The sequence below is a fragment of the Bacillus sp. PK3-067 genome (assembly GCF_056738645.1).
The window spans coordinates 2,098,363-2,123,626 of the sequence record NZ_CP096490.1 but is presented as its reverse complement, the minus strand read 5'-3'; the positions used below and the strand labels follow the sequence as shown (position 1 = coordinate 2,123,626).

28 protein-coding genes and 1 pseudogene are annotated in these 25,264 nt (G+C 33.4%); 6 read left to right on the top strand and 23 right to left on the bottom strand.

From position 1 onward, the window contains the following. Window positions 1-186: 186 nt before the first annotated feature. Both M1D73_RS11080 and M1D73_RS11075 read left to right on the top strand, forming a co-directional pair. Window positions 187-1,089, top strand: a complete 903-nt coding sequence (locus M1D73_RS11080; protein ID WP_000932683.1) for an ABC transporter permease subunit — start codon at window positions 187-189, stop codon at window positions 1,087-1,089. Continuing rightward, window positions 1,086-2,105, top strand: coding sequence for an ABC transporter permease (locus M1D73_RS11075; RefSeq protein WP_000836565.1), 1,020 nt, complete (start codon window positions 1,086-1,088; stop codon window positions 2,103-2,105). The genes M1D73_RS11080 and M1D73_RS11075 overlap by 4 nt, the downstream gene beginning before the upstream one ends. A 150-nt stretch (window positions 2,106-2,255) precedes the next feature. Here M1D73_RS11075 and adhP read toward each other — a convergent pair whose 3' ends face one another. The 7 genes from adhP to M1D73_RS11040 form a co-directional block, all read right to left on the bottom strand. Further along, window positions 2,256-3,293: an alcohol dehydrogenase AdhP gene (adhP, locus tag M1D73_RS11070; protein WP_000649120.1), complete on the bottom strand. Its 1,038-nt coding sequence runs from the start codon at window positions 3,291-3,293 to the stop codon at window positions 2,256-2,258. A gap of 293 nt (window positions 3,294-3,586) precedes the next feature. Beyond that, complete coding sequence (locus M1D73_RS11065) at window positions 3,587-4,450, bottom strand: PhzF family phenazine biosynthesis protein (protein WP_000704346.1); 864 nt, start codon at window positions 4,448-4,450, stop codon at window positions 3,587-3,589. Window positions 4,451-4,614: 164 nt separating this feature from the next. Beyond that, window positions 4,615-5,469, bottom strand: coding sequence for a MurR/RpiR family transcriptional regulator (locus M1D73_RS11060; RefSeq protein ID WP_001119642.1), 855 nt, complete (start codon window positions 5,467-5,469; stop codon window positions 4,615-4,617). A 204-nt stretch (window positions 5,470-5,673) separates the two neighbouring features. Continuing rightward, complete coding sequence (casR, locus tag M1D73_RS11055) at window positions 5,674-6,315, bottom strand: two-component system response regulator CasR (protein WP_000694623.1); 642 nt, start codon at window positions 6,313-6,315, stop codon at window positions 5,674-5,676. Window positions 6,316-6,329: 14 nt separating this feature from the next. Further along, complete coding sequence (gene casK / locus M1D73_RS11050; RefSeq protein ID WP_001008465.1) at window positions 6,330-7,448, bottom strand: two-component system sensor histidine kinase CasK; 1,119 nt, start codon at window positions 7,446-7,448, stop codon at window positions 6,330-6,332. A gap of 158 nt (window positions 7,449-7,606) precedes the next feature. Further along, window positions 7,607-8,500: a mechanosensitive ion channel family protein gene (locus M1D73_RS11045; RefSeq protein ID WP_000055427.1), complete on the bottom strand. Its 894-nt coding sequence runs from the start codon at window positions 8,498-8,500 to the stop codon at window positions 7,607-7,609. A 300-nt stretch (window positions 8,501-8,800) separates the two neighbouring features. Continuing rightward, window positions 8,801-9,238: an Hsp20/alpha crystallin family protein gene (locus M1D73_RS11040; protein WP_001245055.1), complete on the bottom strand. Its 438-nt coding sequence runs from the start codon at window positions 9,236-9,238 to the stop codon at window positions 8,801-8,803. Window positions 9,239-9,462: 224 nt separating this feature from the next. On the opposite strand from M1D73_RS11040, the pseudogene M1D73_RS11035 reads away from it, so the two are divergent. Then, a pseudogene (locus M1D73_RS11035) lies at window positions 9,463-9,558 on the top strand (DNA mismatch repair protein MutT); the annotation flags it as partial. Between the two features lie 29 nt (window positions 9,559-9,587). Here the strand turns inward: M1D73_RS11035 and M1D73_RS11030 are convergent. The 10 genes from M1D73_RS11030 to asnB form a co-directional block, all read right to left on the bottom strand. Further along, a complete protein-coding gene (locus M1D73_RS11030; RefSeq protein ID WP_000816764.1) occupies window positions 9,588-10,136 on the bottom strand; it encodes a cysteine hydrolase family protein in 549 nt (182 codons plus the stop codon). A 114-nt stretch (window positions 10,137-10,250) separates the two neighbouring features. Further along, a complete protein-coding gene (locus tag M1D73_RS11025; protein ID WP_033686893.1) occupies window positions 10,251-10,445 on the bottom strand; it encodes a hypothetical protein in 195 nt (64 codons plus the stop codon). 125 nt (window positions 10,446-10,570) lie between these two features. After that, window positions 10,571-11,059 (bottom strand): putative periplasmic lipoprotein, encoded by a 489-nt coding sequence (locus M1D73_RS11020; protein WP_000713496.1) that lies wholly within the window; start codon window positions 11,057-11,059, stop codon window positions 10,571-10,573. Between the two features lie 258 nt (window positions 11,060-11,317). Continuing rightward, window positions 11,318-11,965 carry a nitroreductase family protein gene (locus tag M1D73_RS11015; protein ID WP_001105288.1) on the bottom strand — a complete coding sequence of 216 codons (648 nt, stop codon included), beginning with the start codon at window positions 11,963-11,965 and terminating at the stop codon, window positions 11,318-11,320. 98 nt (window positions 11,966-12,063) lie between these two features. Further along, complete coding sequence (dat, locus tag M1D73_RS11010) at window positions 12,064-12,939, bottom strand: D-amino-acid transaminase (RefSeq protein WP_000648383.1); 876 nt, start codon at window positions 12,937-12,939, stop codon at window positions 12,064-12,066. Window positions 12,940-13,065: 126 nt separating this feature from the next. After that, a complete protein-coding gene (locus M1D73_RS11005; protein ID WP_000581989.1) occupies window positions 13,066-14,028 on the bottom strand; it encodes an ABC transporter substrate-binding protein in 963 nt (320 codons plus the stop codon). Between the two features lie 238 nt (window positions 14,029-14,266). Continuing rightward, on the bottom strand, window positions 14,267-15,253 hold the full coding sequence (locus M1D73_RS11000; protein WP_121868328.1) for an N-acetylmuramoyl-L-alanine amidase: 987 nt from the start codon (window positions 15,251-15,253) through the stop codon (window positions 14,267-14,269). Between the two features lie 102 nt (window positions 15,254-15,355). Further along, on the bottom strand, window positions 15,356-15,685 hold the full coding sequence (locus M1D73_RS10995; protein WP_121868329.1) for a hypothetical protein: 330 nt from the start codon (window positions 15,683-15,685) through the stop codon (window positions 15,356-15,358). A gap of 51 nt (window positions 15,686-15,736) precedes the next feature. Continuing rightward, window positions 15,737-16,096 carry a GNAT family N-acetyltransferase gene (locus M1D73_RS10990; RefSeq protein ID WP_000627523.1) on the bottom strand — a complete coding sequence of 120 codons (360 nt, stop codon included), beginning with the start codon at window positions 16,094-16,096 and terminating at the stop codon, window positions 15,737-15,739. Between the two features lie 93 nt (window positions 16,097-16,189). Then, window positions 16,190-18,091: an asparagine synthase (glutamine-hydrolyzing) gene (gene asnB, locus M1D73_RS10985; protein WP_000333816.1), complete on the bottom strand. Its 1,902-nt coding sequence runs from the start codon at window positions 18,089-18,091 to the stop codon at window positions 16,190-16,192. A gap of 217 nt (window positions 18,092-18,308) precedes the next feature. On the opposite strand from asnB, the gene M1D73_RS10980 reads away from it, so the two are divergent. Beyond that, window positions 18,309-18,773: an Hsp20/alpha crystallin family protein gene (locus M1D73_RS10980; RefSeq protein WP_001288085.1), complete on the top strand. Its 465-nt coding sequence runs from the start codon at window positions 18,309-18,311 to the stop codon at window positions 18,771-18,773. 34 nt (window positions 18,774-18,807) lie between these two features. On the opposite strand, the gene M1D73_RS10975 is transcribed toward M1D73_RS10980, so the two are convergent. Beyond that, window positions 18,808-19,395 (bottom strand): SCO family protein, encoded by a 588-nt coding sequence (locus tag M1D73_RS10975; protein WP_000833331.1) that lies wholly within the window; start codon window positions 19,393-19,395, stop codon window positions 18,808-18,810. A 335-nt stretch (window positions 19,396-19,730) separates the two neighbouring features. On the opposite strand from M1D73_RS10975, the gene M1D73_RS10970 reads away from it, so the two are divergent. Beyond that, window positions 19,731-20,705, top strand: coding sequence for an MBL fold metallo-hydrolase (locus M1D73_RS10970; RefSeq protein WP_001129630.1), 975 nt, complete (start codon window positions 19,731-19,733; stop codon window positions 20,703-20,705). 329 nt (window positions 20,706-21,034) lie between these two features. Here the strand turns inward: M1D73_RS10970 and M1D73_RS10965 are convergent, their stop codons facing one another. From M1D73_RS10965 to M1D73_RS10950, 4 genes are all read right to left on the bottom strand, one after another. After that, window positions 21,035-21,877 (bottom strand): DegV family protein, encoded by an 843-nt coding sequence (locus M1D73_RS10965; protein ID WP_001169470.1) that lies wholly within the window; start codon window positions 21,875-21,877, stop codon window positions 21,035-21,037. A 154-nt stretch (window positions 21,878-22,031) separates the two neighbouring features. After that, window positions 22,032-22,283, bottom strand: a complete 252-nt coding sequence (locus tag M1D73_RS10960) for a DUF2535 family protein (protein WP_000629012.1) — start codon at window positions 22,281-22,283, stop codon at window positions 22,032-22,034. Window positions 22,284-22,612: 329 nt separating this feature from the next. After that, on the bottom strand, window positions 22,613-23,353 hold the full coding sequence (gene tatC, locus M1D73_RS10955) for a twin-arginine translocase subunit TatC (RefSeq protein WP_481158019.1): 741 nt from the start codon (window positions 23,351-23,353) through the stop codon (window positions 22,613-22,615). A 42-nt stretch (window positions 23,354-23,395) separates the two neighbouring features. Further along, window positions 23,396-23,581: a twin-arginine translocase TatA/TatE family subunit gene (locus M1D73_RS10950; protein WP_000492443.1), complete on the bottom strand. Its 186-nt coding sequence runs from the start codon at window positions 23,579-23,581 to the stop codon at window positions 23,396-23,398. Between the two features lie 213 nt (window positions 23,582-23,794). Between M1D73_RS10950 and trhA the strand changes: the two genes are divergently transcribed. Beyond that, window positions 23,795-24,451, top strand: a complete 657-nt coding sequence (trhA, locus tag M1D73_RS10945; RefSeq protein WP_000136889.1) for a PAQR family membrane homeostasis protein TrhA — start codon at window positions 23,795-23,797, stop codon at window positions 24,449-24,451. Between the two features lie 41 nt (window positions 24,452-24,492). On the opposite strand, the gene M1D73_RS10940 is transcribed toward trhA, so the two are convergent. Further along, entirely contained in the window at window positions 24,493-25,212 is a 720-nt protein-coding gene (locus tag M1D73_RS10940; RefSeq protein WP_000616577.1) for a lysophospholipid acyltransferase family protein, read from the bottom strand. Window positions 25,213-25,264: the final 52 nt, after the last annotated feature.

Below are 25,264 nucleotides of genomic sequence, written 5' to 3'. Positions count from 1 at the left end.
TTGTTTTAGGTTCACTAGTCTTTTATCTTGATAAACATAGAGCGTGGCCCCCTACTATCACTTTTTTATCTTGTAAATATATCTTGCATACTATAAAACCGAAAAGTATTTTTATTTTTCAGAAAAATAAAAACAATAACACGAAATTTATTGTATAATGTTGTAAAAAGATGTCGGAGGGATTTAATGTTAAATAAAATATCTCAATTCACAATTAAGCTTTCATCAATTCTTTTATCACTCTTACTATTATTAAATTTACCTTATTTATTTATCACTCAACAAGGATTTACCTTTCAACCAATTTATTTTTTTAATCAGACCGTTACTATGTTAAAACAAGTTTTTTCCCCTGAATCATTAGTGATTATAGGATCAGACCCGAAGTTTGGCCATTTCAAAAAAACACCATTATTTCCAACTGTTTTAGAACCTTACCTATATTCATTTACTATATTATTTTTAGCCTTTTTTCTTGCTCTCTTTTTATCATCTAGCATGGCATTTTTTTATTTTTTAGCAAAAGATTATATAAAAAAATGGATAAACCGAATTGTGTTCATATTAGAAGCTGTCCCTGATATGATGATGATGATCTGTTTGCAAATATTTTTCATATGGGTACTTCAGAAATTTGGGGAATCTCCTGTCACTATTATTTCCTTTAATGAAAATCGAGCTTATTTACTCCCTATTTTATCATTAGCTGTCTTACCTACATTACAAATGTTTCGGATGATGGTGTTATACATAAAAGAAGAGCAAGGAAAACATTACGTAGAGGTTGCATATGGAAAAGGCCTTTCATCAAGTTATATACTATGCATTCATTTATTCAAAAATATATCTATCCACTTCTTCCACCATTTAAAAACGATTTTTGTTTTCTTACTTTCTAATTTATTCATTTTAGAATTTGTTTTTAATATGGAAGGCATTATTCAATTTTTATTTAATAAGGCGTTTGTTTCACCTCCAGCTGCATTTATCATACTTGTTATGATTATTTTACCATTTTATGCTATTTTCCAAATAGTCTCATTCATGATGAATAGATGGAAAAAGCAATTGAAAGGAGTATCATTATGAAATCTATTTGGAAATCAAAACGCTTTTTAATCGGCTTTACTTATCTATTCATACTTATTTCAGCTAGTTTTATTTATAGTTGGTTCTTTAAAGATAACATCCCAAAACCTCCTCAGTTACTTTACAATGACAATAACGAATTACTTGGAAAGGCCCCCTTTCCGCCATCGTTAATTCCACCTTTTGGATCTGATCGTTTTGGAGAGTCTGTTTTCTTACAAATTGTAGAAGGAGCAAAATTCACTATTTTATTAGCCATGGCAATTAGCTTCTTTCGAATTTTATGCGGAACATGTATAGGAATCCTCTTAAGTTTATTTGCTCCAAAACTCAAGAGATTTTTCCAGTCATGCTCAGAAGTTTTTTATTACATTCCAACTCTATTTATCGCATTTATACTCATCACGCCCGTTAATATTATAATCACATCAAATGCTGATGGGGTAGATCCAAATATTTCATTTACGTTTTATCAAGTACTCGTACTTATTTTCGTCGCTCTGCCTACACTTTCTTTATACATATCCTCAGAGGTTGATGAATTTATGAAACAAGATTACATCTTAAGTTCACAATTACTGGGGGCTAGTCGTTTTCATATTATAAAAAAACACTTACGAGTCTTATTACTTGACCGCTTATTTGTATTATTTATGGAACATATCGTCCAAACACTCATACTCGTTATCCATTTAGCGTTGCTTAACATTGTAATTGGCGGCATACAAATGCGTGAACTCTATGACGGAGTGCTCAAACCTGTTTCTCTATCTAATGATTGGGCAGGTCTTATTGGATTAAATCGTAATGAAATGAATCTTTCATGGTGGATTATTTTTTATACTCTCGCTTCATTCTTTATTACGATTCTATTTATTAAGCTTATGACCATCGGGATTCAAGATGCACTGAAAGCAAGAGATTCGCAAATTGTAGCAATTCAAAACGTTCCAGATCATAAAAAATTTGTTAAACATAAAGATTCCTTTTCGTTTGCAAATAAAGTAAACCTTTAATCATTTCTCATTAATGAAGTATTAATTGGCATCGATATTAGTAGAAAATAAAGAAGATGATCCCTATTAAATACAGGGATCATCTTCTTATGCTGTCTAACTTTTTTACATGTCCTTTGCTAGACTCATGTTTTTTATATTTAAAGTGAATTATTTGCAATCACAATTATGTTTTTTAAAATCAATTACCATACGCCCTTGAATTCTACCTTGTTCCATTTCTTCGAATACATTTTGTACTTTATCTAGCGAACAAGTTTGAACAACCGGCACTACTTTTCCTTCTGCCCCAAACATAAACGCCTCTTCCAAATCTTTACGAGTACCAACTAGAGAACCAACTACTTCAATTCCATCCAGTACAAGTCGTGGGATGTTTAAGTCCATTGTTTCTACTGGTAGCCCTACTGCAACTACTTTACCGCAAGCACGTACTGCATCAACTGCTGAGTTAAAGGCTACTTTAGAGACTGCTGTTACTACCGCAGCATAAGCGCCACCAAACTTCTCTTGCACAATTTTATCAGCAGGACCTTGAGAAATTGGATTGATAGTCATATCAGCACCAACTTCTTTCGCTAAGGCTAATTTATCGTCATTAATGTCTACTGCGATTACCTTTGCACCAAATACATTTTTAGCATATTGGATAGCTAAGTTACCTAATCCACCGCAGCCATAGATTACAATAGGTTGACTAGGTTTAATATCTGATACTTTAATAGCTTTATATGTAGTTACACCAGCACAAGTAATTGATGATGCTTGAGCAGGATCTAATCCTTCTGGTACTTTTACCGCATAATCAGCTGTAACGATACATTGTTCAGCCATACCACCATCCACTGAATAACCAGCGTTTTTAACTTCACGGCAAAATGTTTCTCTACCAGTTACGCAATATTCACAACGTCCACAAGATTGGAACATCCATGCAATACTTACACGGTCACCTATCTTTAGTGAAGTAACATCATCAGCTATTTTCGTAACAATACCTACACCCTCATGACCAAGAATACGGCCATCAGTGTTACCAAAATCATGATTCGCAACGTGTAAATCAGTGTGGCAAACTCCACAATACTCTACATCTACTAACGCTTCACCTGAGTGTAACGGACGTAATTCTTTTTCAATCACTTCGATGTTTGCTTTGCTGTTTTTATTAACCACTACTGCTTTCATATGTGATCTCCCCTTTAGTGTTTTAGCATTTTAATGAGTTTATCTCACAACTACTTTCTTCACTACTTTGGCTAGTTATTGTACCAAATTTAAGTGTTCAATCATCATTACATCTTCATCATAACATGACACTTCATAAACAATTTGTGAAATTATGAACAATATTTGAATTATTACATAAATCGGTCTTTATTTTAAATTTTTAAAAATGAGAGTTTATCACTGACTATAAGTAAGTCATACATTTCTAAAAGAAAATAAAGTAACAAACTTCTCATCGATAAAAAAGCTCTTCACTCAATATTTTCTATATTTAAACACTTAGTTTCACAGTAATAGCCTTTGCCACCAACATAAACTTTTTCTATTTTATTCTTGGTATTGGTTGCTAATTTAACTAATATTTCGGAAGGCGAGTGTAAAGAATAACCTTGTTCAAATACATAGACTTCTTTTTGCAAATAGTGCTGTTCATAAAGATAGCAAGCTAATGCACCGTTTGAAGTTCCAGTCGCTGCTTCTTCATTAATGTCGTATAGTGGAGCAAAATTTCTGCATATAATTCGATTGTCATTAAAAGTATATAAATGCATCCCGACAACATTATAATACTTGCTGATTTCTTTAATTTTTTCAAAATTAGGTTGCAATGCATGTAATTGTATTTCGCTTTTTATAGGAATTAAAATATCTTTTAAGCCAGTGGAGACAATTTGAATTGGGTATTTATTGTCTATATCTTTACTATCAAAACAGTCGATGAACTCGTTTGGAGATACAACATCATAGAATCTCGGTTTATTTTGTTCCATGAATATGATGTCATCTTTTATAGTGATAGTAAGAACACCGCTGTTCGTTTCAATCGTATAGCGATTCCTGAAAAGTTTATTTAAATGCATCAGTATCGCGAAAGAGCCAATTGTGGCATGACCACATAAATCAACTTCTTCTTTTGGAGTAAAATACTCAAATTTATAATCAGCAATTTCAGATTCTGATATAAATGCGGTTTCCGCATAACCCAGTTGTTTGGCTATTTCGATTTTTTGAGTAGTGGTCAATGTATTTGTATTCTCAATAAATACCACTCCTGCTTTATTTCCGCCTTTATGCTCCTTGCTAAATGCACTTGCAACATAAACAGATATTTTCATAAGACATCTTCCTCACTTATAGTAAATTATAGTATAGAAAGCACTACATATAAATTCCATTGGATAAATTATCCCTAAAATAAGAAACAAACTATTTTTAGCATTTGAACTCTCCAAAAATAGTTTGTCTACAGTCTGAAAGCTCTTCATTTGAAGAGCTTTTTTTATATTCGCTTCATCGAAATCGTTTCACGTATACTTTGTAAATTTTTTAGAGTTTCCTCTTGTCGCTGCAACGACAACCCTACATACAAAGTATCTAATAAGCTTAACTGTGCTAATCGTGATGAACTTGCTTCTGTGCGGAATTCAGTCTCACGTGTTGATGTATATAACGTTATATCAGCAAGTTGACTTAATGCTGATTTCTTATAGCTCGTAATCGCAATAATTTTGGCTCCTCTTGCTTTCGCTACTTCTAACGCTTCAAGTAATCCTTTATTGCTACCAGAATGAGAAATACCAATAACAACTGAATTTTCCGAGAGTAAACCTGCTCCCATAATTTGAAAATGCGAATCAGTATGAGCGATACAAGAAATACCCGTTCTCATAAACTTATGATACGCATCCATTGCAATAATACCAGAGCCACCATTTCCATAAAACTCAATTCGACTTGCTTCTTGTAAGGCTCGTACAGCCTGCTCAAGTGCCGTTTCATTAAGCAAATGTAAAGTATCTTGCAGTCCTGTAATATGCGAATGAAAAACTTTTTTAGCAACAGTTACCATACTATCTTCTGCTGATACCTCTTCATGAATATTTTGCATCGGTGTATGTACAATTTCACGAGCTAATGTAATCTTTAAATCTTGAAAACCTTGCAAACCAAGGTGTTTACATAAGCGGAATATCGTAGCTTCGGAACTATTCGTAACTTCAGCTAATTCTGTAATAGATTTATGTACAACATCTTGTGGATGTTTCAAAATATGTTCGGCAATACTTCGCAATTTCGGTGATAAACCATTTAACGAAGCCTGAATCTTTCCAATCCCACTTCTTGTACCAGGCATAGCATATCCTCCCCTTCCATCGTAGCTTTATCCTGTAAAAACCGATTAGTTAAACTAATCATCAGTGGGGATGGTCCCCCACTGATTAGAGTTTCACTTTATTGTACCTAATTATCGAAAGAAGAAAAACCTATATTAGGGATTACTATAAATTTTAATTGCTCCTATGTATTCTGTCATACGATATAACAGAATTATTCATGCTTATGAATAATTCTCCCCATGTTTCACTGCGTATAATGCGGCTTGCGTACGATCATCCACTTCCAATTTAGCTAAAACGTTTGAAACGTGTGTTTTCACAGTTTGTTCTGTAATATGAAGTTCTGCTGCAATCTCCTTGTTGCTTCTTCCTTTCGCAATTTCGCGAAGTACCTCTTGCTCTCTTTTCGTTAACATTGAAAAAGGATTTTCTACTTCCTTCTTTACTGCAGAACGCCCCATTAATGCAGGTGTTACTTTCGGGTGAAAATTCGCATTTCCTTGATGTACTGCAATAATAGAAGCGACAAGTTGCTCAGGTTGTACTTCTTTTAATTGATAACCATCTGCTCCAGCTTCAAGTGCTGGTATAACATAATCTTGCTCTGAAAAACTACTTAATATAAGTACCTTTATTGTCTCATCATATTGCTTTAGACGTTTTGTTGCCTCAATTCCATCCATTTTCGGCATCGATACATCCATTAGTACGACATCTGGTCTTTCTTTTTGCATGAAATGTAATGCCTCTTCGCCATTTTCCGCTTCCCCAATAATTTCAAATTCTTCTCTCGTTTTCAAAAAGAATACAAGTCCTCTTCGAACGATATGATGGTCCTCAACTAGTAGCAGTTTAATCTTCAACCTTATTCTCCCCTTCAAATCGGCAATTGAATTTCTATTTTTGTACCCTTTTTCAGCTCTGTTATAATTTGAAACGATCCCTTCATTAACTGAATACGTTCCTTCATACTTTTCAGGCCAAGTGCTGATTCCCTTACTTGTTCTTGTATAAATCCTATTCCATTGTCTTCTATGTAAAAATGTAACTGGTTATTTTCTATTTTCAAAAGAATATGTACCTTTTCACACGAAGCATGCTTTTTACAATTATGTAGCGCCTCTTGGCTAATACGCCATAAAACTTCTTCTATTTCATCCCCAATTGAAACCATCCCATCAATTCGAACTTCCACTTGAACTCCTAATAACTTCCCGTAATTTTGAATTGCTTCTGCTAATCCTTTCTCCAATCCTTCAGGTCTTAATTGCCAAATTAATAGCGTCATCTCTTGTAATGCTTCTTGTGATAATTCCCCAATATAACTTAACATCTCTTGCAATTCTCTATCTTGCGTCATATTCAGAGTACCTTTCGCTGTTAGCATAATAGAAAATAACAATTGTTTTACTGAATCATGTAAATCACGTGCAAGTCGATTTCTTTCCGCTACCACTACATATTTACGTTCTTTCTCAACTAATTGAATACGTTGTATTGTCGTTCCAATTTGAAATGCAATTGATTCTAATAACGCTAACTCTTCCTCAGAAAAATGAGTCTTATGAGGTGCAGCCACATTTAGTAGACCAAATTTTTCTGATCCAGACCTAAGCGGAATTGTCGCATGATGTGTAACATCTTCTGTCTCTCCCCAATTACATTCAATTGCATCTTCTATTCGCTTACATTCAATAATATTAGTCGCTTTTTCCAATCTCCCATTCACAAAACGTTCTACACACCAACAGTTTCCTTCACACATCGGCTTCTTCTTTTGCCACGTAAGAGCCTCTGGTAAATTTTCGTCTACAAGCATGCTGTGCTTTCCACTTTCATCAATAAAGAATATCCACCCTGTTTGTAAATTCATTACTTGTAACAATGTATGCAACACTTTTTCTAACATATCCTGTAAGTTTGTTGCTTCATTTAATAATTCAGCAATTTCTTTTAATGCTTCTAAACGACGCATCTCTTTTTCTTCAAAGTTCATTCTCATCACCAACTACAATTATAACATTAAGAAATTTCTAAATTCTATAAATAAAAAAAGAACCGAATTCCTTCAGCCCTTTCTTTATATCAATCATTTTATTATTGTTATTCTATCCAATGTTGGAAGCAGAATTTTTGTTAACAAACGATTCTACTTTAGCTGTCCGATAAAGATTGTCCACCATGGATATGCTGTAAACCTTCAGTAGTAACAACCATATTCGCTGCTGGCATTTGCACTTGATTCTTATGGAACATAGACATTAATTCAAATCTTACTTGTCTAGAAGTTTCAAAATAATCTTCTGGCTTTATTAAACCTGTAATACAAAATTCATAGCCAACATATTTCAAGTTAGGATTTAAGTCTGTAACACCGACGTATTTAAATGGTTCAACAGCCTCATCCTCTACTCTATAAAGAGTTTGATTCAATTCTTCATTGCATATAACACATACTTCTTCTAACAATTCCTTCACTCTTGTTGGATCTTCCTGATAACTTACCGTGATGCGTTCAATTACACGCATCCATCCTTTATTAAAATTTTGTATCGTTCTAATCTCTCCGTGCGGGATGGTAAGTAGTTTTCCTGACCATTCACGAATTTGCATAAAACGAATACTAATCTCTTCAATAGTTCCTGAATTTGTTCCGTTAAAAGTTACAAAATCACCAACCCGAAACTCTTTGTCCGCTAATCTTGCAAAGCCTAATATAACATCTTTTAGCATCTGTTGTGCAGCAAAACCGATGACAACTCCAGCTATCCCTGCACCCGCAATAATACTTTTTATATCTACAAATTGGCTAATTAAATATATGATAAGACTGATGATAATGATATATCTAAAAATAGATCGAATTACACTTTGAATCGTCTGCTCTACCTCTTCATCAAAAAAGCTTGATTTCCTAAAAAACCAATCAATAATACGGTTTATTACAAAAGAAATAATGATTAAAACTAAAGCAAATAGTAAAAATCTTAAAAGTAAAAACTCTCTTACATAATTAAAAAATTCTTCAGTATACGTTAATAAGCTCATTTAACCACTTCCTTACTAATTAAAAAATTCATAATCGCCTAAGTTTGTTCCAGAAAAATCTATTATCCTAATCTAAAATGCCACTATCCTTACTATGTATTTTGACTCTATTACTAATTCACCTTAAACAGTATGTCTAGGTGTTCTTTTTCCTTTCCCTTTAAATATACCCTTTTTAATAACCTAAGGGGGAGCGAATCGTGAAATTTTTTTATACGTTAAAACTTTATTCATCTCATTACGATTTCAACTCATTTATTCATTAACTACGTAAAAAAAGAGCTGAATTTATCAGCTCTTTTATTCAATATTAATTGTTGTCTTACTACTTTTTTCTTCTTTCAATTTTGGCAATTCAATTGTCAGTACGCCATCTTTATAATTTGCTTTAACATTTTCTTCCTCAACTTGTTTAAAATTAAAGCGTCGAGTTACAGAACCTATAGAACGTTCTTTACGAATATATGTGCCATTCTCATTTTTTTCGTCTACTTCATTATGATTCGTTGCTTGGATCGTTAATATATCTTGTTCAAAATCAACTTGAATGTTTTCTTTTTGAAAACCTGGTAAATCTGCTTTCACAGTATATTTACCAGATTGCTCATGAACATCTACTTTAAAAGTATCCATGTTCAGTGGCTTAAAGAAAGCATCTGTCATCCCTTCTAATAAAGAAGGCCCAAAATCAAAAATGCCATTTTGACGTTTTGTTATCTCTGGAAATAAATTACGCATATTTTTTCCTCCTTATTATTTATGAATGAAAGATTATCTCTTTCTGCCTTTATTATAACATTTGGTCAAAAAAGGTCAAAGTTTTTGTTTGACCTTTTTTGATGTATATTTTACCAAATAAAACAAATAAGTTATATGTCATCTCTCCCCTTATAAAGAGGAATATATTTACATAATAACGAATAGTTTATTTGCTCTTTTTTTTCTTACGGAGGTTACATACAATGGGATATATTGAAGAACTTAGAAAAGTTGTCGGATCAAGACCACTCAATCTAGCAGGAGTTGCTGTAGCTGTTTTCAATGAACATGGACAAATAAAAGAGACCTTTTTTAAAGGCCTCTTTTTTCACTTCACTTCTGCATGTAAGCATGACTTAAGATGTCCAAGTGCATATTCATGCCCTTGTGCATTAAAAGATGCAACCGCCTTTTCATAAACAACAATTTTAAACCCTTTATTATAAGCATCTACTGCTGTATGAAGAACACAAATATCAGTACAAACACCTACAAGATGAACTTCTTCTATTCCTCTTTCTCTTAGCTTCATCTCTAAATCCGTTCCAGCAAACGCACTGTATCGCGTTTTGTCCATATAATATACATTCTCTGCATTTTTATATGTTTCGTACACATCTTGTAATTCACCAAACAAATCTCTTCCACTTGTACCAGCTATATTATGAGGTGGGAATAACTTTGATTCTGGATGATATACATCATTTTCTTCATGTTTATCAATAGCAAAGACAACGTAATCTCCATTTTCAATATATTGCTTCGTTATATGTACAATTTCCTTCTCAATTTCCTGTCCTGGTTTCCCGCAAGTTAAAGCACCCTTTTCCGCTACAAAATCATATGTATAATCAATATTAATAAGAGCTCGTTTCATAACCACTATCTCTCCTTCTTCTGTTTCACAGTAAACAATAGAAAATTTGTTATTACGACATCGTATGTACTATTCGACATTTCAAATGAAATACCTACATTTTTCTTCTGAAACTTACCTTAGTCCGAGTTTATCATATAATAGATAAACAACGGTAAAACAAATAGCTCCTATTAACAAGTCATGAATTTGATAATTGAGCGTTATTTGCATAAACTCTTGTATCGTAAACCAAATTACTGCCATCATTAGGCTAATCAAAATGATACGAATACACCCATTCACGTATTCAACCTCTTTCTCTGTCATAGTAGTAACAAGTGATTACTTCCTATTTAATCGTATTAGAAAATGAAATAAGTTATTCACTCTTGCCCACTTTAGTCCAAACAAAAAAGCACACTACTTTTTGAGTAATGTACTTTTTATTCTTATTAAGACGCAGGTTTTGTCTCAAATGTTGCTTGATTAAAACTAATAACCTTTCCTTTCGGGTCATTGTTTTCATACTGAACTGCAGTAATTGTATGACTACCTGTTTCCAGCGTTTTTTCTTTTAACTGCACTGTTGTCTGCGTTGTACTAGTTACTTGATGTTTATCTGTATACATTTGATCTACAAATACGAATGTTTCTTTATCACTTTGAAAATTAGAAAGTTCTAATTCAACTTGCTGAATTAACGTATCCTTTTTGATGAATACAGTCGGTATATTGCCGTTTTCAGAAGTACCATCTGGAGTAATAACTTTTACTTTCCCTTCTCCAATTGACATTGCTCCTTCAGGAAATACAACCATATTCTCATCACTTGCGTTTACAACTTGTTCTTCCTGTTTTGATTGCGCGTCCTCTTTTTCCTGTGGAGCACCGCAACCAACTAATAACAATACAGACAATCCAGTGATTATGAATTTTTTCAAAATTCATCCCCCCTGTAACTTCATTATAATTTATTATACAAAAATAACTTTTAAATTTTGAGACTACTTTCAACACTTTCATGAACAAATAGAATCTTGCTCACGATTAATGTATCATACTTTCCTTAATAGAACATTAATTTTTTTTATGAAATAAATAGTAATTTCCTCTTATCTATCATTTTAGCCCAACATATGAATTACATACCCTCAAAAATAAAAAGACATTGTTAATTCAATGTCTTTTCTATACAGCAATTAAAAAACAAACGTTGTAATCTCATCTACTTCTTTTCTTGGAAGTTTCTTCGGTTTATCTTTCGGAAATCCGAGTGAAATAACCATATTTATTTGTTTTTCAGGCTCAACTTGTAAATATTGGCGCAGTTCATCTTGAGCTAGCAATACTGGCCCTGTCATTGGACAAGTACCAAGTCCCTTTGCATGTGCAGCTAACATTAAGTTTTGTGCCGCTAAACAGCTACTCTTAATGCCTTCTTCCTCCCAAACTGAATTTGGAACAAAAGCAATTGGATCAAATATCTTTTCACGGAACTTTGATTCATATGGTGTTGCCAAACATACGATTAATACTGGTGCCTCCGAGAAAGCTGTTGCATATGGTCCGAAAGAACGTGTAAGTAATTTCCCTGCTTTCTCTTCTCCATTTTCTGCTGCTTTTGCCGCAAGTTTATGTAATGCATCCCACGTCATTTGTTCAATTTCTTTAATCTTCTCTCGATTCATGATAACTAAGAATTCCCACGTTTGTGAATTCGTATCACTTGGTGCGTAACGAGCACAATCAATTATTTCTTTTATATCATTAGTAGATACTTCTTGATCTGTAAACTTTCTAACACTTCGTCTTCCGTGAATTACTTCTTTAAAATCTTCATAATTCATATATTAAATCCCCTTTTTACAGCGTTTTCAAAACTTGTCCTATGCTTGAATTATATCATGAAAAAAAGCCGGAAGAATACCAGCTTTTTTCTTCATGATTAATTTGTCACTTTAAACAAACGAATACTCTCTTCGTATGCAGCTTGTAGTTTTTTCGTAATTGGTCCTCTTTCACCAGCCCCGAACTGTTCATCACCAATTTGAACGACTGGGAATATTTCAAGTGGCGTCGCTGTAAAGAAGCACTCCTCAGCGTCATATACTTCTTGTAATGAAAACTCTCGTTCCTCTACATCGATATGTAACTCTTTCGCTAATGTAATTACATAATGACGTGTAATACCATGTAAAATGAAATGATCCGCTGGATGTGTAATCAACTTATTATTCTTCACGATAAAGAAATTGGAATGACACCCTTCAGTCACAATACCATCTCGTACTAATATTGCTTCTTGATACCCTTGTTCATTTATTTTGTTTTTGATCATGATATTAGGAAGCAAATTTAAAGATTTTATATGGCAAAACTTCCACCTGATGTCCTCTTCTACTGTCACCTTAATCCCTGCCTCCATTGAAGCAACTGGTCTTGGGAACGAAACAAGATTTGCAAAATATGTCGGTTGTAAATCTGATTCATATACATGATTGCGCGGTTGTGCACCTCTTGATATTTGTAAATATACATTCCCATCTTCTTGAAATTGATTTTTTTCAATCATTTGATATAACTCTTCTACTAATTCTTCCTTCGTAAATGGTGGAATTAGTTTTATTTCTGCCATAGAGTTAAAGAATCGTTCCAAATGTAAATCTAATAAATGAGGCTTGCCATCGTATAATCTAAATACTTCATAAATCCCATCACCAAATTGGAAGCCTCTCTCTTCTAATGCTACCATCGGCTGTTCTTCTTTCGTATTAATCATTCTCCCATTAAACAAGATCCAATCTTTATGAGTAGCTTTCATTCTTCCCCACTCCTTTTTCACATGATTGATTTTATTGTACAACTTATGACACCCTGAAAGAAGGAATTTTCTGTATTTTCGCAAACTAAAAATACATCACTTCGTAAAAGTGATGTATTTTATCATTTATTTAAGGAAATATTTTTCAATATCATCTAACATAAGGTTCGCAGCTTTAATACCGCCTGCTGTATTCCAGATTACCTCATCCACTTGGAATACTTTATTATTTTTAGAAGCCTGTAGTTGCTTAAAGAGTGGATCTTCTGTCCATTCCTTCGCTAACGAATTTCCTTCATTATTCTTATCTGCATCTTTATCAGACGTGAAATAGAATAAGTAGTCTCCGTCCATATTTGGAATCTGCTCTTTTGTAATTCCTTTTATCGCAAAATCATCTTTATCTTGTAATGGTGGTCGTTTAAATCCAATATCATTTAAAACAACGCCCGAGAATGAGTTTTTTTGATAAATACGAACATCACCTGGCACGAAACGAATAATAGAAACTTTAGAATTCAATTTATCGCCTAACTTCTCTTTCATTCCTTCAATGCGTTTTTTATAATCATCAAGAGCTTTTTGCCCTTCTTTTTCTTTATTTACAGCTTTTGTATAAAGTGTAAAGTTTTCTTTCCAATCACCGCGTAATGTTTCTGCATAAACAGTTGGTGCGATTTCTTTTAGCTGATCATATATTTTTTCATGACGCATTTTATTTCCGATAATTAAATCTGGCTTAAGCTTCATTACAGCCTCTAAATTAATATCACGTTCAGTTCCTACAACTTCCGTGTTTTTTAACTCTTTCGCTAAATGAGGATACCATTCATCACCAGCACGTGGTTTCGTAGTCCCCACTGGCGTTACGCCCACAGCTAGGAGAGCCTCTGCGCCTTCATTTGTTAAAACAACAACTTTTTTAGGTGTACCATTTACTGTCGTTTCACCCATTGCATGCTTTACCGTATATGAATCTTTTGCTTTCGCTGATATATTATTTTCTTTTTTCTCTTCTTTACTACATCCTGCAATTACAACCATGAGTATCATAATGCAGAACATAATTAGTTTTTTAGTATGTATCATATGTCCTCCCTAGATGAAATCGATTATCATTAACATTTAAAGATTAATGTATCTTACATACATTGTCAATGTATATCAGAAAACTTTTTTAATATATACTATTTAGATTCTATCCGCTTTTCTAATGTTTCTTTTTAAAACATAGTGCATAAGTATGAAAAAAATGTTGTTATTAAAATGCGTACCCTTGTTATACATAACAAGGATACGCATCCATATTGCACTATCATTTCAATTCCTAATATTGAGTATACTTAATATACGCTGAGTCATTATATACCCACTGATTTCCCCCAAGGTTTAACCAACCATTTTCATTTATATATACTAAATAAGATTCTGGAGAATTTAATTGGCGGATAACTGCAGATGTAGTTGATGGACCACTTCTTAAATTTACATTCATCCCTTGTATATATGCAACCCCAATCGGGCTTCCATCACTATTGCTTGTCTTTACAAAATTAATGTAAGAAGGATCATTATACACCCATTGTCCATTCCCCAAATCTAGCCATCCATTACTTTCTTGATATACAACGTAAGATTCTGGAGAATTTAATTGACGAATAACTGAGGAAGAAGTTGATGGACCATTTCTTAAATTTACATTTTTCCCAAGAACATAAGCGACTCCCTTCGTTTGAGGTGTCGGTTGTGGGTTAGGAGGTTGTGGATTTGGAGTTACTCCAAAAATAGCTGCTATTCCATTTGCATACGCTTGACTTAGATCTTCAATAAATTGTGGATTTTTTAATAAATTTGCATCAAAAGCTGTATCAATAAAAGCAGTCTCAGTTAAAATTGCATCCATTGCGGTTTCTCTTAATACCGCATAATTTTCTTTTTTTGCTCCTCGATCACGAAGACCATATTTTGTTAATACAGGATTGACAGCTGTATGCATTTTTTGTTGCTTTGCATATGCAGTGCTGCTATTGGATAACGCATTATAAATATAACTTTCAAAACCTGTACCCCCGCCGCTATTAATATGAAATGAAATAAAATAATCCGCACTGAAAGCATTAGCAATATTAGCACGTTCAGATAAAGAAATAAACACATCACTATCACGTGTCATTTTAATTGTAATTGGGTAATTTACCGTTAAAATGTCTCGAACGCGTCTAGCAATTTGAAGTGTTAAGTTTTTTTCTACTAAACCATTACCAACAGCACCAGAATCATATCCACCATGCCCTGCGTCTATAACAAGTTTCATTTTATTGCCCCGCCCCTTTCTTGTAATATGTTTGCATTTCTACTCGTCCTATTTTATGTGAAATGTACAAATTCTGTTACAATTGCAAATAAAAAAACCGCCTTATGTAAGGCGGTTTCTATCATCTTGCTTTAACCAATTTAAAATAAATATATACGATTGATAGTGAACATAACGTATGCAAAATAAAATAAATAAAAGTGCTATTCCAACACCACTATAAAGTAAACCGAACTTTAAAAAAACATTTACAAGTGGTGGAAAGTTTATTAGATTTTGTAATGTACTAAGCATACAAAACATAATGAAAAAGACAGGGACGTATTGTAATTCATACGGCTTTTTTTTCTTAATCATTCTTTTCCGAATGATTGTATGACATAATTCTGCTACTATAAAGCACCCTCCAATTAATACAAGACCAGAAGTCATCGTCATACATCCACCTGCCTTATATTTATTGTATCGCATAAATAATCATCGTTATATTTTCTTTACATACTCTTCATCTTCTGAAGTAAAACCAAAACTCTCTATGAAAGACTTCGCCTTTTCTGTTAATTTCTCTTGTAGCACTTTTATTTCTTTCACATTTCTTTGTTTCATCATTTCTTCAAATGTAAAATACGTATTTGTACCATAACCGTAACCTTGGTAATCAAAATGAATAATTAGCTGTGATAAAACAGCCCGTTCCTCTTGTACACTATAATCTATTACACCAATATATGTATCATCAACTTTCACACAGTACTGTACCTTTTTCTCACCTAAACTATGCGATTTAAACATTTCTTTAACAACGCTTTCATTTTCTACAGTAACTTTCTCAAACGTAATCATATGTTGTCCATCCTTTTACTATTATTGTATCAATAATACTTCCTATTTATGAAAAAAACCTTAAGACCGTATGCGATCTTAAGGTTTTTCTAATTAAACTAAGCTATACGCACGTTTTGTTTCTTCATGGAACTTATTCGTATCGTATTTATGCTCAACATAAATTTGGTGCCATACCATAAACGCAAGTACAGTCCAAATTTTACGGCTATAATCGCCTTTATCTGCACAATGTGCTTCCAGTAAGTTTAATACATACTGTTTGTCGATTAAATGCTCTGTCTTACTTTCGTTTATAATATTTATAGCCCAATCATGCATTTCGTCTTTTAACCAGTGACGAATTGGTACTGGGAATCCAAGTTTTTTACGATCTAATACGTGATCTGGAACGATTCCGCGTGCTGCTTCACGTAAAATAGCTTTCGTAGTTCCGTTAGCAATCTTAAATTCAGTTGGAATTTTAGATGCAACATCGAATACTTCTTTATCTAAGAACGGTACACGAAGTTCTAATGAGTTTGCCATTGTCATTTTATCAGCTTTTAATAAAATGTCACCGCGTAACCATGTGAACATGTCAATGTACTGCATTTTACTTACATCATCATAATCTTTAATCTCGTTATACAATGGTTTCGTGATATCCATATAGTTAACACTTTCATTGTAATACTTCATTAATTCAGCTTTTTCTTCTTCACGGAAGATTTTAGCATTTCCATAGTAACGCTCTTCAATTGGTGTACATCCACGCTCTAGGAAGCTCTTACCTTTAAATCCTTCTTTAAGAGCACCACTTAATGCTTTTAGAACGCTCTTACCTGGACTAGGGATGTAAGAGAACATTTTTAGTGAGTTTGGCTCACGGTAAATGTTATAACCACCAAATAGCTCGTCTGCGCCTTCACCAGAAAGAACAACTGTTACATGTTTACGTGCTTCTTTCGCAACGAAGTACAATGGTACAGCTGCTGGATCAGCTAAAGGATCATCCATATGCCAAATGATTTTTGGGAACTCATCCATAAATTCTTTCGCTGAAATGAATACGTTATGGTTTTTAACGCCTAATTTCTCAGCAGTTTCTTTCGCAACATCAACTTCACTGAAACCACGTTGCTCAAAACCAACAGAGAATGTTAAAAGATTTGGATTCATTTCTCTTGCGATAGAAGCGATGATAGATGAATCGATACCACCAGATAAGAATGAACCTACTGGTACATCACTACGCATATGCACTTTTACTGAATCATATAACACATCACGAATTGCTTGGATATGCTCCTCTTTCGTTGCACTTGAAGCGTTGAAATAAGGTTTCCAGTAGCGATGGATTTCCATCTCTTTACCGATTTCTTTTACGAAATAATGACCAGGCTCGATTTTATTAACATCAATTGTTAAAGTTTCTGGCTCTGGACCATATTGGTACGTAAAGTAATGTTGTAGTGACGTTGGATTAACGCCTTTATCTTCCATCACATGCATAATACTTTTCTTCTCAGATGCGAAGAATGTAGTATCACCTTGTTGTGCGATGTATAAAGGTTTAATACCGAAGTGATCACGTGCACCGAAAAGTTTCTTTTCTTCACGATCCCAAATCATAAATGCAAACATACCACGAAGGTAATCTACACATTTTTCTTTCATATGTGCATACAATGCAATGATAACTTCTGTATCAGATTGCGTTGCAAACGTTGCACCTTTTTCAAGTAACATTTCACGTAATTCTACATAGTTGTAAATTTCACCATTAAAAATAATTACATATCGATCATTTTCATAAGTTAGCGGCTGATGTCCTGCCTCTAAGTCAATGATGCTTAAACGGCGGAAGCCAAATTGTACATGTTCATCACGAAAATATCCTTCGTCATCTGGACCACGGTGGAAAATCATCGTGTTCATATTTTCAAATTGATGTTTTTCTGTTTCTGAAAACTCTCTAGGGTTTTCACATAAACATCCTACAAAACCACACATACTTCTTACCCTCTTTCAGTTTTCATTCTGTCTCTATACTACTATATCAACCCTATTTATACTAGCATAATCAACTGAATATGGCGACCAAAAACTATAAAAAAATCACTCCATTTCACATTTTTAACAATTTTTTATGAAAACATGAAAACTAGGCACTCACCTTTCTCCGCTTTTGTCATATGATATTGCAAATTGATTTCTAGGAGGGAATACCATGAGTGAAGAAAAAAAAGATTCTTCTCGCCCACCGGTTCGTAATTACTTAAAGCAAATTGATGATTTCTTCGAGCAAACACCTCTTCGCAATGTAATCGCTGATTTAAATCATTTTTTCCAAAAAGGAAACCGTTTATTAACATTCCCTGTAGATTTATATGAAGTTGGTGAAGAACTCGTTGTTACAGCTGAACTACCAGGTATACAAAAAGAACAAATCCAAATTGAAATACAAAGTGAATACTTAAAAGTCTCTGTAAAAGAAGAGATACTTGAAGAGGAAGAAGAACAAACATCCCATAACTATTATCGCCGAGAACGTTCCATTTCAGAAGCATCAAGATTGATTAAATTGCCGTATTCAATTAATAAAAAAGCGGCAAAAGCTTCTTATCAAAACGGCGTATTAGAAATTCGGGCGCCGAAACTTCCCCAGCAACATGACATTTTATCGATAGACTAATGCAAAAAAATAAGGGTGCTATGCACCCTTATTTTCAACCCACTAATCGCTTCATATCACGTATAATGTCTTCGTATGGCGTATTACTAATGCCACTATACTTTTTCATTACTTTTCCGTTTTGATCAATTAAATAAAATGATGTACCATGCATGACCTGACCGTTCTCCGGCTTATCTACAAGTGATTGGAAATTATCTTTTGAAAACTTTGTAATATCTTCTAACGAATACCCCGTTAATAAATTCCAGTTACTAGTATCCTCTGTAAACTTTTGAATAAAAGCTTTCAGATTTTCTGGCTTATCAAGGTCTGGATCTACACTAAATGAAACAAACTGAACGTCTAATTTCTCTTCTTTTGCCATCTTTTGAAGCTTGGCCATATTTGCAGTCATTGGTGGACAAACTGTCTGACAATTTGTGAACATAAAATCTGCAACCCAAACTTTCCCTTTTAAATCTTTTGTACCAAATTTCTTTCCATCTTGATTGGTAAATTGGAAGGTTTCTAAATCCCAATTTAATGGTTTACGAAGCTTTGAACCTGATTCACTACATCCAGCAAGTACAAAGAGACAAAATACAACCATAAGACCAATTATTTTTTGATAACGCTTCATTTATAAACCTCTTTTCTCTATCCTAAATTTAAATAGGTTATGTTTATAATAACAAAAGTTAACACTACGAGAAAATTGTTTACTACATTTGTTCACGAAATCGTACGAATTTACGTATGTTACTTTTTTATTTCAAGCGAATTACTAGACAAAATATATTTTTTTACTATTATTTCTCTAAATAAAAGTGATAAAACTAATTTTATTGTTACTTTTGTAAATACCTCTCCCTATTTTTTAACAATTCCTTAAACATTAATCCATGTTTTACACTGTATTCCTTAACAACATTTCGGTACAATACAAATACAACGATTTTAAATGAGGTGATGTTCATGGCAAAGCGCTATGAAAATATGGATAATGTTAGTACCAAAAAATCAATTCGCTCTTTTTTACGCTGGCGTAAAGAACGAAAGCAAAACAAAAAAGATTTTTCTTTCTTAGTAGAACAATCACCCGTTAAACAAAGTGCATTTTTGCAAAGTAATGTTGAAAAAACGACTATCACATGGATTGGGCATTCCACTTTTCTTATCCAAACGAATGGACTTAATATATTAACAGATCCAGTATGGGCTAATAAATTAAAGCTAGTTCCAAGACTTACAGAACCTGGACTCTCTATAGAAGCACTACCTAAAATTGATATTGTCCTTATTTCACATGGTCATTATGATCATTTAGATTTTTCAACTCTTCGCCAGTTGAATGATGATGTTCTATATCTTGTACCTATTGGATTAAAAAAATTATTTACTCGTAAGAAATTTAAACATGTAGAAGAGTATAAATGGTGGGAAAGTACGATAATTAACGAAGTTTCTTTTCACTTCGTACCCGCTCAGCACTGGACGAGAAGATTCTTATTTGATATGAATACGTCTCACTGGGGTGGATGGATTATTGATAATGAAACGACTATGGAAACCATATATTTTTGTGGTGACAGTGGCTATTTCCAAGGTTTCAAAGAAATTGGTGAACGCTTTTTAATTGATATTGCTCTTATGCCCATTGGCGCTTATGAACCAGAATGGTTTATGAAAGTATCTCATGTTTCACCTGAAGAGGCCGTGCAAGCTTATTTAGATTTAAATGCTACGCATTTTATACCAATGCATTACGGAGCTTTTGCACTCGCCGATGAAACACCTCGTGAAGCAATAACTAGACTTCGAAATAATTGGAATTTGCGCATGTTACCGTGGGAACAACTGCATGTACTCTTTTTAGGTCAAACTTTTATTTATAGTAACGCAACAAATAATAAGCAAATAAACGAAAAAATTGAAACTTTACATGTGTAACGTAATGACTGATTTTCTATATCCAACATATAATATAGAAAATCCTATAGTGAAACTTTAATTAGTGGGTTTTCTTCATCCCCACTGATTATTTGCCTTCACCAATCAAGCTTTTACGGGCAGCCCGCTACCTAACCTCTTTGCTCCAGCTAAACTTGAGGTAGAGAGTTTTACTGTCCACAAATAGCGGGATAAAGGGTGTTTTCTATGAATGAATATTTACAGACTCGCTATATCATTAGCGGTAGTGCCTGTGTAGCTCTTCTTATTTCTTACTTTCTATTTACATAAAAAAGCTACTTGAAATATATTTTCAAGTAGCTTTTTTATTACTCTGCTAAATACATAAATCCGATTGCGCCCGGACCTGTATGAGTACTAATAATAGGCGTTGTATAGAAAATTTCTGATTGAGCAAATCCACTTACTTTTTCAACCGCCGCTTTCATACTTTCAGCTAAAGGAATTGCTTTCGCATGCGGAATTGCAACAGCTTTTACGACTTTTCCAGCCGTATCTTGCTCAAATAACTTAGCTAATGTTTTTACAATTTGGCCTTGGCTACGAACTTTCGTTACAGGATTATAAACACCGTCTTCAAGACTAGCAATTGGCTTTATATTAAGTAGAGAACCGATAAACGCTTTTCCTTTACCGATACGTCCACCCTTCACTAAGTTTTCTAATGTATCCACTACTACATATAAACGAGTATTCTTTCTTACTTCATCTACACGTTTTAAAATTTCTTCTAGTGAGCGTCCGTCATTTGCCATTTTTGCAGCTTCAATTACTTGATATGCTAAAGCATGTGTAATAAATTGAGAATCAACAACTGTTACTTTTGTATCAGTCATTGATGCAGCGCTATTTGCAGTTGCTACAGTACCGCTCATTCCACTTGTCATATGGATAGAAAGGACTTCGCTTCCATCTTCCCCTAGCTTGTCATACATTTCTACAAATGTACCCATAGCTGGTTGTGATGTTTTTGGTAATTCCTCTGATTTAATCATTTCTTCAATAAATTCGTCAGGTTGTAAATCAACGCGATCTAAATATGTTTGTCCATTTACAGAGATTGATAATGGTAAAACATGAATGTCATACTTTTCGATTACGTCTTGTGATAAATCTGCCGTTGAATCTGTTACAATTTTAATTTTTTGCATACTATACTTCTTCCCTTTCCAATACGCTCTCCTTGTTATTATACTAGTATTCCCATTGCTTTCAACAATTTGGAACGAAATTTCATCAAATTAATTATATTTTCATATCTAAAATGAAAAAGACAGAGTTTACTAACCCTGTCCGTACTTCGTATCATGCATTTTTTTCAAGGGTATTTGTTTTATATACATTTAAATAATCATTCCACTTCAAACAATTTTGTAAATATTCACGGAAAGAATACGAAAATCTTGGGTGTTTTTGTTTTTGAATTTTTGCAATAAATAATTGAAGACGAGACTGAATTAGAAACGATAATGGATGCTGTGCCTGTAGGACAGGGATTTCGAATATTTTAATGCAATCCCCTGTTGAATGAGTGAAATAAAAACTTTTCGTAATCACAATATCAATCCTCTTTTTCATTGGATTTTTGAACTTCCTCTACTTTGCGCTGTAACACGTTGTTTAAAGTGGAGTAAAATCAGACTTATATGATTTCTGTAGTCCTTATGGCTAGAAGATTTATACTCTATTCATCTCCACCTAATTCACCTTTCCGTCCTAAATATCTCTGAGACGGGAATCTCATTATCCATCAATTGTTTAATACATTTAGTATAAGCTTATAAAAGCGCAAAGTTTGTCTAAATTTTGGAGATTCTATAATTTTTTTCTTCTATATATTGTATACGTTTATAGCTATAGTATAACAAATAAATAAAAAAGTGCCTTTATAACGAGGCACTTTTCGACTGCATTTCTTCTCTTTTCTTTTTCCTCTTACTAACAACCTTTGATAACGCAATACTTACTTCATAAATACAAATAAGCGGCACTGCAACTAAACTATGAGATAAAAAGTCTGGCGGTGATATACAAGATGCAATGATAATTAATGCTACGTAAGCATACCTTCTTATTTTTATTAAAAATTCCGCCGTAAGTATTCCAATACTAGTTAAAAACATTACAACGACTGGCAATTCAAAAATCACAGCAAATGGAACTGTTAAATTAAGTACAAAATGAAAATACTTTTCTGTCGTAAACATCGTATTAAACATGTCATTACCTATCGTAGTTAAAAAGTGAAATAGAAACGGCATTACAATAAAGTATCCAAAACATAAACCTGCAATAAATAATATAGACAATACCGGTATATACATTATTGTCATCTTTTGTTCATTTGGATGTAAACCCGGTTTTACAAATAACCAAATTTGTATAGCAGCAAAAGGAATTGTACAAACGATAGCAAATACTGTAGCAATCGAGAAAAAAATCCACAATACATCACTTGGACCGAGAACAGTTAATTTCATTGGTAAATCTTTTACAAGCCAAAAATAAATATCCTTTGTAAAAGTAAATCCAATAATTAAAAATAGTACAAAGGATAACACCGTATATATTACTCTTTTTCGAAGCTCAACAATATGTTCTACTACGCTCATTTCCCGATTTTCCATCTCGTTCACCACACTTTATTTATCCATTACAAGGAAAATACACTACATTTTTTCTTTCTTTTCCTTTTCTTGAAATGCGTCATCTGTCAATTCTTTCGTTGATTTTTTAAACTCTTTTAACGTTTCCCCTAAAGCCTTCCCGATTTCCGGCAATTTTTTAGGTCCAAATAAAATGAGTACTGCTACTAAAATTAAAATTAACCCTGGAAAGCCAATATTTGAAAACATTTCCCCATCCCCTTTATTAGTAGTTTCCTTGTCCTACTATTACATAATTTTATTTTGTCAAAAAAGTTTGAAAACGTCAACAAATCCATTGTCTTTTGTCAAAAAAATTCAAAAATATAATCAATTATACAAATTTCATTTTCTATTGCTCTTGTGTATGATATGGTAAGGGAAATGACATATTATTTTATGATAGTAGAAAGGATTTGCATTATGACTGAAAAAATGACACGAATGACCCAATTTGTAAAAGAAGAAATTGCAAATGCAATTACACATGGTATCGGTGCCATTTTAAGCATCCCTGCCTTAATCATATTGATTATTCATGCTTCTAAGCACGGTACCGCATCAGCTGTAGTTGCATTTACTGTTTATGGTGTAAGCATGTTCTTACTGTACTTGTTTTCAACATTGCTACATAGCATTCATCATCCTAAAGTAGAAAAAATATTTACTATTTTAGATCATTCAGCCATTTACTTATTGATTGCTGGCACGTATACTCCTTTTCTACTTATTACACTTCGTGGCCCATTAGGATGGACGTTGCTTGCTATAATATGGACACTAGCAATCGGAGGTATCGTCTTCAAAATTTTCTTTGTACGTCGCTTTATAAAGGCTTCAACTTTATGTTACATCATTATGGGTTGGCTCATAATCGTTGCCATTAAACCACTTTATGAAAATCTAACTGGACATGGTTTTTCACTACTTTTAGCAGGTGGAATTTTATATTCTGTCGGAGCTATATTCTTCCTTTGGGAAAAGCTACCTTTCAACCATGCCATATGGCACCTGTTCGTTTTAGGTGGTAGTGCGATGATGTTCTTCTGTGTACTCTTTTATGTCTTACCTACAGCATAATAAAAAAGGATTCAGCTTACTATAAGCTGAATCCTTTTTTATTACTTATGTAATTGTGATGCGATAACTTCCTGTGTATGCTTCGTTAATTCTTTAATATCCATATTCGCATAATCTTCAGGTGTAATCGGCTTAGAAATTGTTACTGTTGCATGAGCTGGCTTCATACGATTTCCATTCGCTTCAAACATCTTATATGTACCATCTAACGTTACAGGTAAAATTGCTACACCTGACTTTACTGCCAGATGAAAACTACCAGCCTTAAACTCTCCAACTTCGCCACCCTTACTTCTCGTTCCTTCAGGGAAAATTACGATAGAATGTCCATTCTTTAATAGTTCAATTCCATCTTTAATCGCTTGAAGAGATTGACGACGATCGCTACGATCCATAAATACACAATTCATAAGTTCCATCCAAGTTGGTACAACTGGGAACTTTTTAATCTCTGCTTTTGAAACGAATCCAATTGGTTTATTTAAGTAACCTAGTAAAACAGGGATATCCATATTACTTTGGTGATTACTTACAACTAGTACTGGCTTGTCTTTCGGAACATTTTCAAGTCCTTTCACTTCTACTGCCCCTCCAGCTACACGTACCATTTTCTTACCAAACCAATTTGTCGTTTTATACACAGCATTATCTTTTTCTTTTGGCGCCATCGTATTTACTTGTCTTTTAAGACGCCACATTCTCGGTGTAATCGCAATTACGATTAAAATTAAATAAAAGATTTTAAAAAACGTTTGAATCATACAGAACCCCCACCTATTATCATTCCGACCTTCATTATACTAGACAAACGAA